Origin of the sequence: Oceanobacillus indicireducens (genome assembly GCF_014647195.1) — a bacterium.
GTDB lineage: Bacteria > Bacillota > Bacilli > Bacillales > Amphibacillaceae > Oceanobacillus > Oceanobacillus indicireducens.
The window spans coordinates 49,402-64,804 of record NZ_BMOS01000006.1 but is presented as its reverse complement, the minus strand read 5'-3'; the positions used below and the strand labels follow the sequence as shown (position 1 = coordinate 64,804).

Genomic DNA, 15,403 nt, shown 5'->3' with positions numbered 1-15,403 from the left:
ACACCAAAATACTTACCGTTCACGAAAAACTTACAACAAAAGTTATGAAACTCTCTATACTCTTAGTAAGCGTTTTCGAAATAAGGGTAGAGAGGATGTTTTGATGAATACACAACCGGTTTCTGTTGAACGAAAGCAAGAAGAGCCAATCAATTTTGTTAAAGTGGAGGAAAGTCGGAAGTTTAAAAATTTTATGCATGCAAAAAAGAAATTTATTGTTCCGCTGACGATCTTCTTTCTTGTTTTTTACTTTACGCTTCCGATACTTACGTCATATACAACATTCCTGAATGCACCATTCTTCGGTGATATATCCTGGGTATGGGTATTTGCAATTTCGCAATTTATAATGACTTGGGTGCTGAGCACGATTTATGTAAAAAAAGCAAATCGCTTTGATGAAATGGCGGAAGAAATAGTGAAGGAGCAGTTGGATAAAGGGGGTAATCACTGATGGATGCCACCGTTATTATCCTATTCCTTGCTATCGTTATTTTAACACTTGTCATTACGTACTATGCAGCTAAACGTACAAAAAGCACCGGAGACTTCTATACGGCTGGGGGTGGATTGACTGGATGGCAGAATGGATTGGCAATCGCAGGAGATTATCTTTCTGCCGCCTCTTTCCTAGGGATAGCCGGGATGATTGCTCTGAACGGGTTTGATGGTTTTTTCTATAGTATTGGTTTCCTTATTGCTTATTTAGTCGTTCTATTTCTTGTTGCAGAGCCACTGCGAAATCTTGGTAAATATACGATTGCCGATATGATTAATGCCCGGTTCGATGCGAAGAAAATCAGAGGAGCGGCAGCACTTAGTACGATAACGATTGTCCTGTTTTATATGATTGCCCAGCTTGTCGGTGCAGGTGCATTGATTCAACTGCTGTTCGGGATCGATTACTGGATTGCTGTGCTAATCGTCGGGGTCATGATGACGATTTACGTTCTATTCGGTGGGATGATTGCAACGAGCTGGGTTCAGATTACGAAAGCTGTCCTCTTGATGGCGGGAATGTTTATTATTTCTTTATTAGTGTTATTCCATTTCAACTTCAATATTTCGTCTATGTTCACCGCTGTAAAGACAGCGACATCTCATGGGGCAGATTATTTAAAACCAGGAGTGCTTTATACAGATCCATTAAGCACAATATCATTAATGATTGCACTTGTCTTTGGAACTGCAGGTTTACCACATATTTTAATGCGATTTTTCACGGTGAAAGATGCTAAAACAGCGAGAAGCTCTGTAATTACGGCAACTTGGACGATTGGTCTCTTTTATATTTTAACTTTATTCCTAGGCTTTGGAGCGGCTGCATTTGTCGGCCAAGATGCAATTCTAGCAGCGAATCCAGGTGGAAATATGGCAGCACCCCTTCTTGCCCAAGCAATTGGCGGAAATATTTTATTTGCATTTATTAGTGCAGTAGCCTTTGCAACCATCTTAGCGGTTGTTGCGGGTCTTGTATTATCTGGAGCATCTGCCTTTGCCCATGATATTTACGGCCAGATTATTAAAAAAGGAAAAGTGACGGATCGTGAGCAAATGCTCGCCGCCCGCTATGCATCATTAGCCGTATCCGTCCTATCTATTGTACTTGCATTAGGCGCCCAGTATTTAAATGTCGCATTCCTTGTTTCTTTAGCGTTCTGTATTGCAGCAAGTGCTAACTTGCCGGTTATTTTATACACGGTATATTGGAAACGTTTTAACACAGCGGGTGCCATATCGGCTTTATTGACCGGTTTACTTTCTGCACTCATCCTTGTTTCGATGAGTCCGAGCGTATTTTCACCTGTGGAAGGTGCGGCATTGTTTGTTGGGGAACCGATATTCCCTATCGATAATCCGGCAATCATCAGTGTTCCACTAGGTTTTCTTGCCGGTTTTCTAGGTACTTTGCTATCAAAAGAATACAATTCGGCCCGTTATGCGGAAGTGAAAGTTAAAGCGAATACGGGATACCGGGATGCGAATTAGATAAAGGGGCAGTATTTTTAACTATTCATAAGCTATTACGATAGAGATAAATAAGGAGGAAGATTGATGAGTCAAAAGGTGATGGATCAAACAAAAATGACAGCTTATCCGCAACAACCACATGGTGGTGAGCTAGTAAATCAAGTACTGACAGGGGAAGCGCTAGCAGATGCGGTTGAAAGGGCCAAACATTTACCGATGATTGTCGTTGATTTGGAAGCAGTTATCACATTAGAGATGATTGCAACCGGGGTACTCTCACCAAACAAAGGGTTTATGGGTGAAGAGGATTATAAATCTGTACTTACTGAAGGTAGATTAAGTAATGGGGTTGTCTGGCCGGTTCCGCTAAGTTTCGCTCCAATTGGAGATAAAAATAAAGAAATTATCAAATCATTGAATATTGGCGATGAAATAGCATTAGCAGACCACACAAAAGAAGCAGTAGCAATACTTAAAATTGAGGACATCTTTGAATATGACCGTGAATTTCGGGCGTTGCATTTATTTGATACGACGGACAGAAGCCACCCAGGTGTAGATGCGATTTACCGGAGAATGGGGGATACGGCGCTTGGAGGTCCGATTCAATTACTGCGCCGGGTACATTGGGGTCCGTTTGAAGGAATTCGCATGGAGCCAAAAGATACATGGAAACTATTTTATGAGGAGAAGAAGTTTAATACTGTCGGAGGATTTATTACAGGGGCGAACCCTTTACACCGGGGACATGAATACATCCACCGGAACGCACTCGAGGAGCTTGACGGTTTATTTGTCCAGCCGCTTGTCGAAATGGCAAAACGTGAATATACCCGTCACGAATTCCGGATGCTTGCATATCGCAGTGTTTTAGAAACGTATTATCCGAAAGAAAGAACAATTCTTGCACCACTTCGAGTAACTTATATTTTTGCAGGTCCCCGCGAGGCGGTTCTTCATGCGTTAATTATGAAAAATTATGGCTGTACACATGCATTAATTGGCAGGGACCATGCGGGGATTGGCGATTTTTATGATAAGTATGCAGCCCATACAATTTTTGACACATTTAAACCAGAGGAATTAGGGATTGATGTGCGGCTCTTTCAAGAAGTGTTCTATTGCACGCGCTGTGACAGTGCTGCAACTGAATATACTTGCCCGCATGAAGGGAAATATCGGATTAACATTTCCGGGACAGGAATTCGTGAACTGCTGCGGTATGGGGTGTTACCACCGAAGGAAATCGTCCGACCGGAATCGGCCCGTATTGCGATGCAGGGGATTCAGCCAAAAGGAATGGATGAGAACCAAATGGCAATCAATCCGGTTGGGAAGACGATTAAGAGCATTTTCCCATTTTATTTAAAACATGAGCGACTTGGCGGTGCTAAGCGTACTGAAGAATTAGAACCTGAGCAGCTGACGATTGCTGATTTAGTGGGAGTCATCCGGGATGTACGGGAGAACGCGGACCGAGTATATCGGGATATCTATGATGAGTTCACTTATGTAACGGATATGAATCGCTCCGCCCAGGACGATTGGGTGACGGAGGCAAGGGAAACAATCCATCGCCATCAGGAGATGGTTGTGCAGAACTTGGAAGAGAAAGTGGATCAAGCACCGGATACCACAACAGATGAGTTTATGTATCAAGATAAACAGGAAGCGGAAAAAGAACTGGAGGTTGCTCGAAGGATTTTCGACGATCTGTCAACTCCAATAGAGAAGGAACAGCTGGATTATCGCACTTGGAATTCACTGTCATATGCGCGCTATCGGGGAAATGATGAATAAGGTTATTTGGTACTGCCCATAAGAATGTTCTTATGGGCAGATTTTTAATTTTTTTACAGCATGTATCGAAAAATTGTATGGCACATTATCTATAGGCGTTCATATAGTATAGCGACTTTGTAGAGGAGGTTATGAAATGACTTACGAATCATATATTAAGAATAGTTTGCAAGAACAAGGACTGCCGGTAATTGAATTCGATATTCCATTTATTCAAGATATTTTAATGACTGTAAAACAAGCCGAATATTTTCTTGTAGAAGCTCCTTATTTAAATATGGAAGTACCAATCCAGGTTGTCGATAAGGAGTTGTTAACATGAATGATCTGTACTATATGTCGGCAAAAGATCTTGGAATGTTACTTAAGGAAAGAAAACTTTCTCCGGTTGAATTGACTAAAATCATGTTGGACCGTATCGACCAGCTTGATGACACCCTTCGAACTTATATAACCCCTCTACATGAAACGGCGTTAAAACAAGCAAGAGAAGCGGAGAACAAGATTATGAAAGGCGAATATCTTGGACCACTGCATGGGATTCCAGTGGGAATAAAAGATAATCAATATACGATGGGAATACGCACAACAGATGGTTCAAAGCTGTTTGTGAATTTTTATCCGAGTGAGACTGCTACAGTCGTGAGTAAGTTAGTTCTGGCAGGAATCGTTATGCTTGGAAAACAAAATTTGCACGAACTTGCTGCGGGTTCTACTGGAACGAATCCATATTTCGGTACGACCCGTAATCCTTGGAATATCGAATATATGCCGGGAGGTTCTAGTGGAGGAGGAGCCGCTTCTTTAGCAGCTGGGCTTGCGACCCTCGCCACTGGAAGTGATACATTTGGATCTATTCGAGTACCTGCAGCTATGTGTGGTGTCTATGGTTTAAAGCCTACTCACGGACTTGTTAGTGCACACCGGGTTTTTCCAACTGCCTGGTCGCTCGATACAATTGGGCCGATTGCTCGTTCAGTAGGTGATTTGGCACTGATGCTCCAAGTAATGGCGGGGTATGATCCACATGATCCAGCGAGTTTACGCGTCCCTGTTCCAAATTATAGTGAAGATCTGAATAAAAATATAAAGGGATTAACAATTGGGGTTCCAACACATTATATGGAAAATTTGGATGAGGATGTTGATAAATTATTCCATCAAGCGGTAAGTACACTTAAAAGCTTAGGTGTAGAAATTAAAGAAGTAGTAATCCCAGAACTGGAGATGGCAACTTTTGCGGGATATGCCACTGTCGGTGGAGAAGCTGCAGCCTTTCACCATCAGTGGCTGAAGACACATGCAGAGGATTATTCACCGGATATTCGGTCATTCTTCTTAGCCGGTTCATTAATAGAGGCAAGACAATATATTCAAGCACAGCAAGCAAGAAGAAGGATCGTGCAAGCATTTGAAAGAGCATTCGGTGAAGTTGATATGCTTCTTGGTCCAACGATTCCAATTATGACTCCGAAATTCAAGGAAAATTGGGTCAAACAGAATCTAGATGTGGTAAAACGTATCATGCCTTATACGGTTCCAATCAATTTAACGGGCGTTCCCGCTTTGGCTGTACCAATTGGGCTGGATAGATATGGCCTTCCGGTGGGTATGCAATTTATTGGTTCGCATCTTACGGAGAAACAATTATTGCAGATAGGGCATAACTGGGAGCAAGTAAATCCATTGCAAATTAAAATTACAGATGACTAATATTTTAATTTAGACGATATCATAATCGTGGAGAATACCTTTGCGGTTAAGGATTTTCCCCAATATAAGAGAGGGATGAATCATGGATAACAATAACTGTAATTTCGGTTGTAGTGATCAGAGAGATCACAATAAAGATAACAACCATGATCGTGAAATTTCAGATGAAAACGAATTTGTAGAAGAGAATGACCTCGGGCATCAAAATGAAAGACGTCATAACAGAGATGACGATAATCATAGATAGTAAGGAATTGCAGAAATCTGGAAAACAGCGCAACTCTAGGTTATCCAGGTTTTTAAATTTCCTTTATAACGGGGAAAAAAGTGCTTTTTCAGATCTTAAACGACTGGTCTCTTCCTAAAGATAGGAAAATAACCGACTTCTTTCCATTATAAAAAACGGCGAGCATACATATACTCCCCGTTTTACTCTATCATTTACCAGCTTGCTTTTTTCAAGCCCGGTACTTGACCTTTATATGCATATTCCCGAAGGCAGATTCGACACATATCAAATTTCCTTATAACACTGTGTGGTCTGCCGCAATGCTTACACCTGCTATATTCGCGAACTGCAAATTTTTGAGGCTTTTGTTGTTTGACGACTAAAGCTTTTTTTGCCATGCGGCATTCTCCTTCTATATTTGAAATAGAGAATCATTATACCATATTTTATTACTCAATATGGAATCCAATTTGTGGTAAAGCCATCATCCAGCTATGAAAGAATAAAACAATTATAGTAGTAACTTACTTATTAAGGAATGTTTTACGACATGGAAAAGCGGTAATCAAAAAGTAGACTTTCAAACAGAGTTTGCAAAGTTCTATACCGATAAAGTGAAACTTCATTCAGTGGGGGTTTCCTTACCTTTTTGGTTTTCCCTCTTGTTTAGAGGTGGGGGTATTACAGAGCGTTAATACGTGATAAAATTCGTGAAAAAATAGAAGAGATTAACCTATTAACCTTCCATTTTTTGAAAAAAAGGTATTGAAATAAGTGAGTTAACAATGGTATAATATTCTAATGGAAAATGATCAGCTATAAAATGTCACCTGGAGAGATTTCAGTAACTAACATCGAAGCAGACGGCTGTCACGGGAGTTCGTTTATTTATTTTACGGATTTTCGGGCGGTCTTTTTTACTGGTTAAGAACTGTGTTATTATGTTGGAATTTGAAAAATTTAATAGTGAAGGAGAAACGATTTCAATTGAATATAGAAAAAAATAAATATCAAGAACAGTCGTTATTTAGTATTACGTGGCCGCTTTTTATTGAAATCTCTCTTCATATGAGCGTGGGCATTCTTGCAACATTAATATTAAGTAGTTACTCTGACCAGGCGGTAGCTGGTGTCGGTGTAGCGAACCAGATTATGAATATCTTTATTATCCTTTTTAACGTGACAGCAGTCGGAGCGACAATCTTGATTGGTCAAAACCTTGGAGCAAACCAGCTTAAAACGGCGAGGGACTACGCAAGATCTGCTTTCGGGCTGAATTTCTGGATCGGTATCGTGATGACGATTATTGTAATTGCATTTGGCGGTATATTCTTAAATTTCTACGGATTAAGTGGAGAGGTATATGATTACGCGTATTCTTTCCTCGCAATCACAGGGCTTTCCCTCTGTATTGAAGCTGTAGCTTTAGCGCTTAGTGCTGTATTAAGAAGTCACGGATATACGAGAGAGACGATGTTTGTCACGGTTATCATGAATATAATTAGTATTGCCGGATACTTTATTGCGGTTCACGGATTGTTCGGTCTTCCGGTGACAGGAGTTGTCGGAGTTTCCGTTACAATCATAGTGGCTCGTATCTTCCTCGTTCTTGCTTTGTTGGGATTTGTATATAAACGGCTGGCGATTAAATTCAGCCTGCAAGATATTTTTAAAATAGATAAGAAAAACATCAAAAATCTGATGGTGATTGGGATACCATCTGCTGCAGAACAACTATCCTATCAGTTCTCGCAAGTAGTTATTACAAGTTTTGTCGCAATCATAGGGGACGCGGCACTTGCTGCGCGGGTTTATATTTTAAATATATCGATGTTTTGTTTTATGTTTACGATGGCAATATCTCAAGGTACACAGCTTCTCATTGCCCGCTATGTCGGAGCGGGGATGTATGAGCGGACATTGAAACGGGGCCTGAAAACGTTGCGGATAGCAGTTTCTGTGTCACTTGTCATTTCGCTTATCATCGCGCTAACTGGCAAAGGACTCCTTGGTATATTCACGAGTGACCCGGCGATTATTGCCGTTGCGATTCCGGTCCTCTGGGCGATTGTGTTCATCGAGCCTGGCCGGGCGGTGAATATGGTCTTGATGGGTTCATTAAAATCAGTAGGGGACGTTCGTTTCCCTGTTGTAATTGGTGTCATCTCCATGTGGGGGCTTGCCGTTGTCCTAAGTTACGTATTCGGTATTCATTTCGGACTTGGCTTACTTGGCGTATGGCTTGCGCAAGGTGCGGACGAATGGTTCCGTGGTATTTTTGCCTATCGTCGCTGGAAATCCCAACCATGGTTGAGGAAAAAGTTGGTTAAAACAAAAGCAGAGACAATATAAAAAAGAGGGGAGCACCCCTCTTTTTATATTTTAATCGGTGCTCTTTTTGTCAATGTCCGGATAAGGATTAATGGAATGAACATGATGACTACAAGAAGAATATAGGCAACCCGGCTTGGTACTGCAGCAAAGAAGGCATAGGTTTCAAATAACGGCAAGTCCATTGCGATACGCTGCATGGAGTCTTTTGCAGCAATTAGGACGATGCTGATGGCGATAAATAAAATCCCACCAATCACCCCAAGCCGATAAAATGCTGTCCCAATCAACCAACCGATTAAATAAAAGACAAAGATATTTAAACTAAATACAGCAAGGGACAGCAATACATTCGCCTCCATATCAACATAAGGCGTAATTAAAATGCTTTGTAACAGATCGCCAATGAAATTGCCATCTGCAGCAGATTCGATATTGAAAGTCGGTTCTTTAAAATTAGCCAATATCAGTTTCTCGAAAATAGTGAGTACATAAGCAAAAACCGGAATCAATATGGAAAGGCAGATACTTGCGATTGCATTCCCATAAAAATAACTTTTCCGGGTGACTCCCATCTCGACAAAGTAGGGCATAAACGAAATGGTGATGATTCCGATAACAAGCATATATACATTACTAGCAACAAAGGCATGATTGTAAAAGGTATCTATCCCGTCTGCACTGAATATCAGCCTAGCAACATTTACAAGTAGCAGAATCCCCATATACCAAAGTGTCCAAGTAAGCTGTGCTTGTAACATGATGAAGGCTGCTTGATGGATTTGTACCGGTTTATTCATTATCTTCATCCTCCTTTGTCAGCTGTATAAACAAGTCTTGCAGTGAGATATTGCGAACTTGCAGACCTCTTTCTCTCGCTTGTTGCCGCTCCATATCATTAAATTCTCCGTATAAAGTCACCGAAAAGGTATCTCCCAATTGCTCATGATGAACAATTTCCTTATTTTTGCTGAAGGCATCTATTGCTTCTTTGCTGCCGATCAGATTAACCCCGCGAGAGAGCAAATCTTCATATGCTTCATGAAGAAGGAGTCTACCTTCTTTTAAAATAAGCACTTCATCAAACAGATAATCCATTTCAGAAACAAGATGTGTGGAGAGAATCATAATCCGTGGATGACGTTCCTGTTCCTTTAGCAACTCTTTATAAAATAAGTCTCGTGCCGGTGCATCCATTCCAAGATAGACTTCATCAAAGATTGTAATCGGTGTTCTGCTAGCAAGGCCAACAATCACATTGAAAGCAGACTGTTTCCCAGTGGACAAATTGGATAAATTTTCCTTTAAATCCAATTTAAATTTCTTTACTAATTCAAGCGCGTATTCATAATCGAAATAGGGACGATAGATTTGTAAACCTTTTAACAATGTCTTTACAGAATCCGTTTCTCCGCTATTATCTTTATTGTAGAGGAAAGCAACCTGCTGCATGATTTCCGCATTTTCAAATGGTGCTTCTCCGTTAATGAGCATTTTGCCGGAGGATGGTTCCCGAAATGAGCCGATGATGGAAAGAAGTGATGTTTTCCCAGCACCATTTCTACCTAGGAGACCATAAATCTTTGGTTCGTTCAGCTCAAAATTAATATCTTGTAACACTACATCTCCACCATAAGAGAAATGAAGGTTTGTTGCCGTTATATTCATTATTTCTCACTCCCTTTAACTTGTTTAATAAACTTTAGTATTTCTTCTTCTGTAATTTCCAGCTTCTCGGCCTCTTGTACGAGGGTGACTATATAATCCTCGACGAACATTTGCCGCCGTTTTTCAAGCAACTGTTTTCTTGCTCCTTCTGCAACGAACATACCAATCCCTCTTTTCTTAAAAAGAATTCCGTCTTCCACAAGTTGATTGATTCCTTTCGATACCGTCGCATGATTTATTTTATAAAAATTCACAAGTTGATTCGTGGAAGGGGCCTGGTCTCCCGCTTGTAATTGTCGATTGATAATTTGGTCTTCGATTTGTTCACGGACTTGAAGATAAATTGGTTTATCATCCAGTAACAGATGTTTCAATGCCAGCCCTCCTTTTTATGTTTTAGTGTTACGGTTATATACTAATGTATATAACCGTAACAGCGATTAATTATTTTGTCAATAAACTATTTGAAATAAAGAACATTGGCAGAAGCCCCTTTACAGTAAGTTTCGCGATTCGTTTCACGGGCGCCTAGGACTGCGATTACTCATCCCGCCAAAAGATCTGCTCGTTGGGGCGTGTTGTAAGCTTATTCAGTGAAGAAAACTCCTCGCAAAGTGACAAAAGGATTGGTCATGGAAGCTAACTCAAGAACTATTTTATATTGGGCTATGCTGGACGTGGCTAGAGATGGATCCCTAAGTATCTACAGCATTTTTTCCTATGCAATAAAAAAATCCTTCCTACACTTAAGTAGAAAGGATTTTCATATCTTAAATTTTTATTTTTTATTTACAGAAGCGTCATAAATTGTTTCCACTGCATCGTCTAGAGTTTGGTTAAAGCTTTCATCACTTTGATTGACATTGAGGTTTTGCGTGAGGGCTCTTGAGAAGCTTGCGATGATACCCTCATTCTCTTTCAGTTTCTCATTCGCCTCAACGAGTGGGTAACCTCCTGATAAAGCGACAATTCGGATGACTCGTGGATGGTCAACAATTTCTTTATAGAGATTAGCTACAGTCGGGATTGAGAGTTTCAGCATAACATCTTGTCCATCAGCTAATTCATTCAATTGCTTCAATAATTCTTCTTTCAAAATCTCCTCTGATTGGGATTTGTCTTCACTGAAAATATCTACTTCAGGCTCAATAATTGGAACTAATCCAGCAGCAAGAATGTCTTTACCGATATCGAATTGCTGTTTAACGATTTTTTGGATACCTTGCGCGTTCGCTTGCTTAATGACAGAGCGCATCTTCGTACCGAAAATATTCCGCTCATTTGCTCGTTGCAGTAATTCATCCAGGTCTGTAATAGGCTTCATGAGCTGGACTCCATCTGCTTCATCAGCAAGACCTTTGTCCACTTTTAGAAATGGAACGATTTCCTTCTCTTCTGCTAAATAGTCAGCGGTATACTTCCCTTCAATGTGACGGTCCATCGTCTGTTCAAATAATATGGCGCCAAGGATACGTTCAGAGTTAAAGGCTGGTGAAGTTATAATCCGGGTGCGCATGTCGTGAACAAGATCGAACATCTTGTCTTCATTATCGTACGCGTCTTCCGCTATGCCATAATTTTTCAAGGCTTTCGGTGTACTTCCGCCACTTTGGTCAAGTGCTGCAATAAAACCTTTTCCATTTCGAATTCTTTCCAAATGTTTTTCCTGCATGCATTCCACTCCTCTTTCCATTGTATTAAGCGCTAGAATATTCAGCTACTATCTATTGTATCATTAATTATTGTAAACTTTTACCCGTTTGCAAAGTTTTCTTTTCTTTTTCAATTTGCAACCTGCTATTCTCAAAGGAAGGAGACCTATGCCAACTCACTTTAGGGAAAATGAATGTCCAAGGCATGCTCGTCTTCCGCTGAATATTCACCTGCGGAAAGGTAAAATCATGTTCGGCGATTAATTCATCAGCTTCTAGGTACGAAGCATAAACATTTCTAAGGGGAAAATCCTCATTCGAAAAGTTATGGATGAGCACAATAACAAGTAAATCTTCATTATGATTAATTGCTTGGCTTATCGGAATAATTTCCACATTTTTCTTGTTTTCATTCGTTGTCTTCTGGAATAGAGACGTAATATTATCTCTATCAATCGGAGCAATCGTCTTATCCCAAGCTGCTTCAAATATAAGTTGTTGCATGTAAACATCGCCTCCTATATTTAACGTAACAAAAAAAGGAGTGGAGAGGAACTAATAAGTATGCATTGTCAATGAAAATTAAAGCTAGTACGATAAAGGAAGTAGAGATGGAGGGGTTAGAATGGAAGAGATTCTTTTAGCACATCAAAAAAGGTATGCTGAAATGGAAGCAATAGATTACTATAAATTAATCTATCAACAAACATTTGGTAGTTACGATGATCAGATTAATGAAAAAGATAGTTTGGAAAAGTTAACCGAGGAGTATAAAGGAATAGACAAAACGAAAACCCGAGTATTTCATGAACCGATTGGGAATGGCTATGTCCGTGTTCATCTTGGTGCAGAAAAGATAAGCGAGACGACATTATCCCTTTTAAACAAATTTTTTATCCGGTCAACAAATAGGCGATCGGGAACCATTGAGCAACTGGAAGAAAGACTAGAACGTGCAGTAGAATTAGCTGAAGAAGAGAAGCTTACGGTTGATGCACAAGACCTAGCAGGAGTGTTCCAGTTTTATAAAGAGAGGTGCTATCCGCCGGTAAGTCATAGTAAAGTTTATCACGAACAATACGATCCACATTACCGTGTTCTTGCTGCTAGTTATCTCGAATATTTGCCGGTGCTAGAGTACTTGGTAGAGCTTGCAAAGGGAGATACACCGAAACTCATTGCAATTGATGGAAGATGTGGCAGCGGGAAAACCACTTTTGCTCAGGTTGTAAAAGAAGTACTGGATTGTAATGTTTTCCATATGGATGATTTTTTCTTGCCTATCGAAATGAAGACAGAAGAACGGCTCGGTGAACCAGGAGGAAATGTCCATTATGAACGGGTACTTGAGGAGGTCATCCAACCGCTTATGAAAAGAAGGGAAGTGAAGCTTGTTCCATTCGATTGCTCCATTAATGATCTAGACAAACTGACAGTTATTCCGTATAAGAAGTTCAATGTCATTGAAGGAGTATATTCCTTCCATCCGGCACTCGAGGAATACTATGATGTTAAGATTTTTGTCACAACGGATCCGGGAACACAGATTCAGCGGATTAAAGAGCGAGGACATGAGGCTAAGCTTCACCGTTTCATCAATGAGTGGATTCCACTTGAAGAAAAATATATTGAAAATTTACGAGTGAATGAGTTGGCGGATTTCGTAATCCACACCGGCGATAAAAGAATGAGAGCTGAAAAATAAGAAATACTACGACTTTTCACCAGTCAAATCCATTTTTATTTTATAGTTTCTTATATTTCTAACAAATAGGTATTCTGACCTGTTGTTATTAAAAACAACAATGTATATCATTAATATCGAATATTTACTATATTTAGGAGGGACAGTTTAGTGGTCAGACGCAACCGATTATTAATGGTAATTTTAGCACTAATGATTTCGATTTTAGCTGCTTGTAGTAATGGTGAAAATGAAAAACAAGTGGAAACGGAAAATCAAAACAATGCGAGTGCACAAAAGGAATCAGAATCAAAAACTGAAGATGAAGAAGATTCAACAGATAGTACGGAAGAAGAAGTTTCCTTTGAAGTGAATCAAGGACTAGAAGACCAAGGTGATTTGGAAGTGAAATTTGAAGGGGATATCCATGTTGAAAACAAAGTTGTTTCTGTCAAAGGAACAACAAATCTTTTACCAGAATCACAACTTACCCTTTTGGTTGATTCAGAGGATGGTGTACTAATTGGAACGAGTGATCGAGCTCGAGTTAATGAGAATGGATCCTTTGAATTAGAAACTACTTTGCCGGATAACGTAGAAGGAATATTACATATTGAAGTAAAATTTGAGCCAACAAGTCAGGATGTAGAGGAAATAAAAAATCATTATTTAAACGAGCTTAGTGGGGGCTTTGTACGAAACTATGTAGAATTAGATGAGACCTATCAAAAGGCATCTTTCCAACAAACAATCACTCTAGATGAGGGTGAAGAACAGACATTTGCGATTACGGAACCAAGCTGGGAAATACCGGATGATTATGGAGAAGCAACGGTATGGATCGAGCCAGAAATAGAGAAGCAAGGAGATTATGTTGCTGTAAAAATAAATAGCAATATTATCGATGGAACGTTTATTCAAGCAAGAGCTTCCATTCCTAATTATATTACATGGGGAATACAAGGCACCGGTTATATAAATCCTGATGGCTCGGCAGTCCTATATTTTGAAGACCCAGAAAAAGACAGTAGAATTAAAAATCTAACTGAATATGATATTATTATTACAATGGAGCCATCCAATGGCAGCAATGGTCCGCATGTTACAGAGGTATATGGGGAGAATGGACAAAATCTGGCAGGCGATTTTGTTGATGATACTGAAGATGGTTCGAAAGTGATTAGGCAAACCATAACAGTTACGGTGGAAGAGTAGAATATATAAAAGGCAATCAACACTATCATGCGGGGAGTGTAGACATCCCCCGTATGATAGTGTTTTTTTGCTTACTGATAGGGCAGAGACGAGAATAAGGTTTGGTCCTAATAATTTTGACCTAGTGAGGGATTGTCCTATTAGTATTACTAGTAATTTCACCATTTAAGTTACTTCTCCATCTCGTGATTTAGCACTTTACTACTGATTCTATGATAAGTATAGCAGTACATTATGAAGCCAATGTAATATTTCCGTAAATATTTTTTTGATGTTTTCACAAAATGTAATAATTATGAGTTATAATAGAATAGATCTTATGTTTAGGAGGATTTAAGAATGACAACCATTAAAAAAGCCGGAAATAAGTTTTATGTAGGCGAAGATGTGAAAACACCGCTTGCTGAGATAACATATGTGGAATCTAATAGATCATTAGTAGTCATCGATCATACTTATGTCTCTGATGAGTTAAGAGGTCAGGGGATTGCTGGGGAATTATTGGAACAAGTCGTTTTATACGCTCGTGAGCATAATAAAAAAATTAAACCCCTTTGTGTATTTGCCAAGAAACGAATGGAAGATACAGTAGAATACCATGATGTTCTTGCTCAATAGTATATAGGACATCGTAATAATATAAAAGAGGCGAGCGCTGACGCTTGCCTTTTGTGTGTTTGTAACTATAATACATTAAAGCTTGGGTCCAGTTTAATTACTGGAACAGCCACGTCCGGCTCCAGTGGCCAGCAACTAGCAAACTTCACACTTTTCCAATCGATAAGTCAACATCAGCTCCCGTTGGTCGCTGTGTTTCCTTTATCTCATTGCAAAGTGTTCCAGTTTGTACGTTGCTAAACGGCCACTTACGCCTTTGTTTGTGTGTTTAAATGGAAATATCCGTGTTTGTGAGATAAACTTAGTGGAAGAAGAGTAATGAACGGAGGTTGAATCATGAATAAGCTGTTAGTTACACAGTTAGGTATGATAGCGGTCGTTTGGCTTGGAATGTTTTTCTTCTATAATGAGATGACAGGTACAAGTAAAAACATTTTTTATGTTGTAACGTCATGGTTGTTGTTTTTAATTGTAATGGTCGTCAAAAACCTGTTGAAAGTAAGAAAAGAAAAAACCGAATAG

At 39.7% G+C, this 15,403-nt stretch carries 17 protein-coding genes; 11 read left to right on the top strand and 6 right to left on the bottom strand.

The window, feature by feature from the left end; genetic code table 11:
- The first annotated feature begins 103 nt into the window (after positions 1-103).
- The 6 genes from IEX94_RS05630 (at position 104) to IEX94_RS05605 (ending at position 5,731) form a co-directional block, all read left to right on the top strand.
- Complete coding sequence (locus IEX94_RS05630) at positions 104-454, top strand: DUF485 domain-containing protein (protein WP_188856392.1); 351 nt, start codon at positions 104-106, stop codon at positions 452-454.
- Complete coding sequence (locus IEX94_RS05625; protein WP_188856391.1) at positions 454-1,989, top strand: solute symporter family protein; 1,536 nt, start codon at positions 454-456, stop codon at positions 1,987-1,989. The genes IEX94_RS05630 and IEX94_RS05625 overlap by 1 nt, the downstream gene beginning before the upstream one ends.
- A gap of 66 nt (positions 1,990-2,055) precedes the next feature.
- Positions 2,056-3,771, top strand: a complete 1,716-nt coding sequence (locus IEX94_RS05620) for a sulfate adenylyltransferase (RefSeq protein ID WP_188856390.1) — start codon at positions 2,056-2,058, stop codon at positions 3,769-3,771.
- Positions 3,772-3,907: 136 nt separating this feature from the next.
- Positions 3,908-4,093 (top strand): hypothetical protein, encoded by a 186-nt coding sequence (locus IEX94_RS05615; RefSeq protein WP_188856389.1) that lies wholly within the window; start codon positions 3,908-3,910, stop codon positions 4,091-4,093.
- Positions 4,090-5,484: an amidase gene (locus IEX94_RS05610; RefSeq protein ID WP_188856388.1), complete on the top strand. Its 1,395-nt coding sequence runs from the start codon at positions 4,090-4,092 to the stop codon at positions 5,482-5,484. Before IEX94_RS05615 ends, IEX94_RS05610 begins: the two co-directional genes overlap by 4 nt.
- Before the next feature lie 82 nt (positions 5,485-5,566).
- Entirely contained in the window at positions 5,567-5,731 is a 165-nt protein-coding gene (locus IEX94_RS05605; RefSeq protein WP_188856387.1) for a hypothetical protein, read from the top strand.
- Between the two features lie 194 nt (positions 5,732-5,925).
- Here the strand turns inward: IEX94_RS05605 and IEX94_RS05600 are convergent, their stop codons facing one another.
- Positions 5,926-6,111 carry a type Z 30S ribosomal protein S14 gene (locus IEX94_RS05600; RefSeq protein WP_156856645.1) on the bottom strand — a complete coding sequence of 62 codons (186 nt, stop codon included), beginning with the start codon at positions 6,109-6,111 and terminating at the stop codon, positions 5,926-5,928.
- A gap of 589 nt (positions 6,112-6,700) precedes the next feature.
- Between IEX94_RS05600 and IEX94_RS05595 the strand changes: the two genes are divergently transcribed.
- Complete coding sequence (locus IEX94_RS05595; protein ID WP_188856386.1) at positions 6,701-8,065, top strand: MATE family efflux transporter; 1,365 nt, start codon at positions 6,701-6,703, stop codon at positions 8,063-8,065.
- 23 nt (positions 8,066-8,088) lie between these two features.
- On the opposite strand, the gene IEX94_RS05590 is transcribed toward IEX94_RS05595, so the two are convergent.
- From IEX94_RS05590 to IEX94_RS05570, 5 genes are all read right to left on the bottom strand, one after another.
- Positions 8,089-8,844: a hypothetical protein gene (locus tag IEX94_RS05590; RefSeq protein WP_188856385.1), complete on the bottom strand. Its 756-nt coding sequence runs from the start codon at positions 8,842-8,844 to the stop codon at positions 8,089-8,091.
- On the bottom strand, positions 8,837-9,712 hold the full coding sequence (locus IEX94_RS05585) for an ATP-binding cassette domain-containing protein (RefSeq protein ID WP_188856384.1): 876 nt from the start codon (positions 9,710-9,712) through the stop codon (positions 8,837-8,839). The genes IEX94_RS05590 and IEX94_RS05585 overlap by 8 nt, the downstream gene beginning before the upstream one ends.
- Entirely contained in the window at positions 9,712-10,086 is a 375-nt protein-coding gene (locus IEX94_RS05580; RefSeq protein WP_188856383.1) for a GntR family transcriptional regulator, read from the bottom strand. Before IEX94_RS05580 ends, IEX94_RS05585 begins: the two co-directional genes overlap by 1 nt.
- A 404-nt stretch (positions 10,087-10,490) precedes the next feature.
- Entirely contained in the window at positions 10,491-11,384 is an 894-nt protein-coding gene (locus IEX94_RS05575) for a fructose bisphosphate aldolase (protein WP_188856382.1), read from the bottom strand.
- Positions 11,385-11,451: 67 nt separating this feature from the next.
- A complete protein-coding gene (locus IEX94_RS05570; protein ID WP_188856381.1) occupies positions 11,452-11,868 on the bottom strand; it encodes an SLAP domain-containing protein in 417 nt (138 codons plus the stop codon).
- Between the two features lie 121 nt (positions 11,869-11,989).
- On the opposite strand from IEX94_RS05570, the gene IEX94_RS05565 reads away from it, so the two are divergent.
- The 4 genes from IEX94_RS05565 (at position 11,990) to IEX94_RS05550 (ending at position 15,403) form a co-directional block, all read left to right on the top strand.
- Entirely contained in the window at positions 11,990-13,069 is a 1,080-nt protein-coding gene (locus tag IEX94_RS05565; RefSeq protein ID WP_188856380.1) for a uridine kinase family protein, read from the top strand.
- 150 nt (positions 13,070-13,219) lie between these two features.
- A complete protein-coding gene (locus tag IEX94_RS05560) occupies positions 13,220-14,263 on the top strand; it encodes a hypothetical protein (protein ID WP_188856379.1) in 1,044 nt (347 codons plus the stop codon).
- Between the two features lie 339 nt (positions 14,264-14,602).
- A complete protein-coding gene (locus IEX94_RS05555; RefSeq protein WP_156856634.1) occupies positions 14,603-14,881 on the top strand; it encodes a GNAT family N-acetyltransferase in 279 nt (92 codons plus the stop codon).
- A gap of 336 nt (positions 14,882-15,217) precedes the next feature.
- The gene (locus IEX94_RS05550) at positions 15,218-15,403 is read left to right on the top strand and encodes a hypothetical protein (protein ID WP_188856378.1); all 186 of its coding nucleotides are present in this window, start codon (positions 15,218-15,220) and stop codon (positions 15,401-15,403) included.

Excerpts from the sequence above, each read along its gene's own strand:
- IEX94_RS05625 (WP_188856391.1), top strand. The coding sequence starts at position 454 with ATGGATGCCACCGTTATTATCCTATTCCTTGCTATCGTTATTTTAACA.
- IEX94_RS05585 (WP_188856384.1), bottom strand. The coding sequence starts at position 9,712 with ATGAATATAACGGCAACAAACCTTCATTTCTCTTATGGTGGAGATGTA.
- IEX94_RS05610 (WP_188856388.1), top strand. The coding sequence starts at position 4,090 with ATGAATGATCTGTACTATATGTCGGCAAAAGATCTTGGAATGTTACTT.
- IEX94_RS05570 (WP_188856381.1), bottom strand. The coding sequence starts at position 11,868 with ATGCAACAACTTATATTTGAAGCAGCTTGGGATAAGACGATTGCTCCG.
- IEX94_RS05620 (WP_188856390.1), top strand. The coding sequence starts at position 2,056 with ATGAGTCAAAAGGTGATGGATCAAACAAAAATGACAGCTTATCCGCAA.
- IEX94_RS05575 (WP_188856382.1), bottom strand. The coding sequence starts at position 11,384 with ATGCAGGAAAAACATTTGGAAAGAATTCGAAATGGAAAAGGTTTTATT.
- IEX94_RS05605 (WP_188856387.1), top strand. The coding sequence starts at position 5,567 with ATGGATAACAATAACTGTAATTTCGGTTGTAGTGATCAGAGAGATCAC.
- IEX94_RS05600 (WP_156856645.1), bottom strand. The coding sequence starts at position 6,111 with ATGGCAAAAAAAGCTTTAGTCGTCAAACAACAAAAGCCTCAAAAATTT.
- IEX94_RS05550 (WP_188856378.1), top strand. The coding sequence starts at position 15,218 with ATGAATAAGCTGTTAGTTACACAGTTAGGTATGATAGCGGTCGTTTGG.
- IEX94_RS05615 (WP_188856389.1), top strand. The coding sequence starts at position 3,908 with ATGACTTACGAATCATATATTAAGAATAGTTTGCAAGAACAAGGACTG.
- IEX94_RS05565 (WP_188856380.1), top strand. The coding sequence starts at position 11,990 with ATGGAAGAGATTCTTTTAGCACATCAAAAAAGGTATGCTGAAATGGAA.
- IEX94_RS05590 (WP_188856385.1), bottom strand. The coding sequence starts at position 8,844 with ATGAATAAACCGGTACAAATCCATCAAGCAGCCTTCATCATGTTACAA.
- IEX94_RS05630 (WP_188856392.1), top strand. The coding sequence starts at position 104 with ATGAATACACAACCGGTTTCTGTTGAACGAAAGCAAGAAGAGCCAATC.
- IEX94_RS05555 (WP_156856634.1), top strand. The coding sequence starts at position 14,603 with ATGACAACCATTAAAAAAGCCGGAAATAAGTTTTATGTAGGCGAAGAT.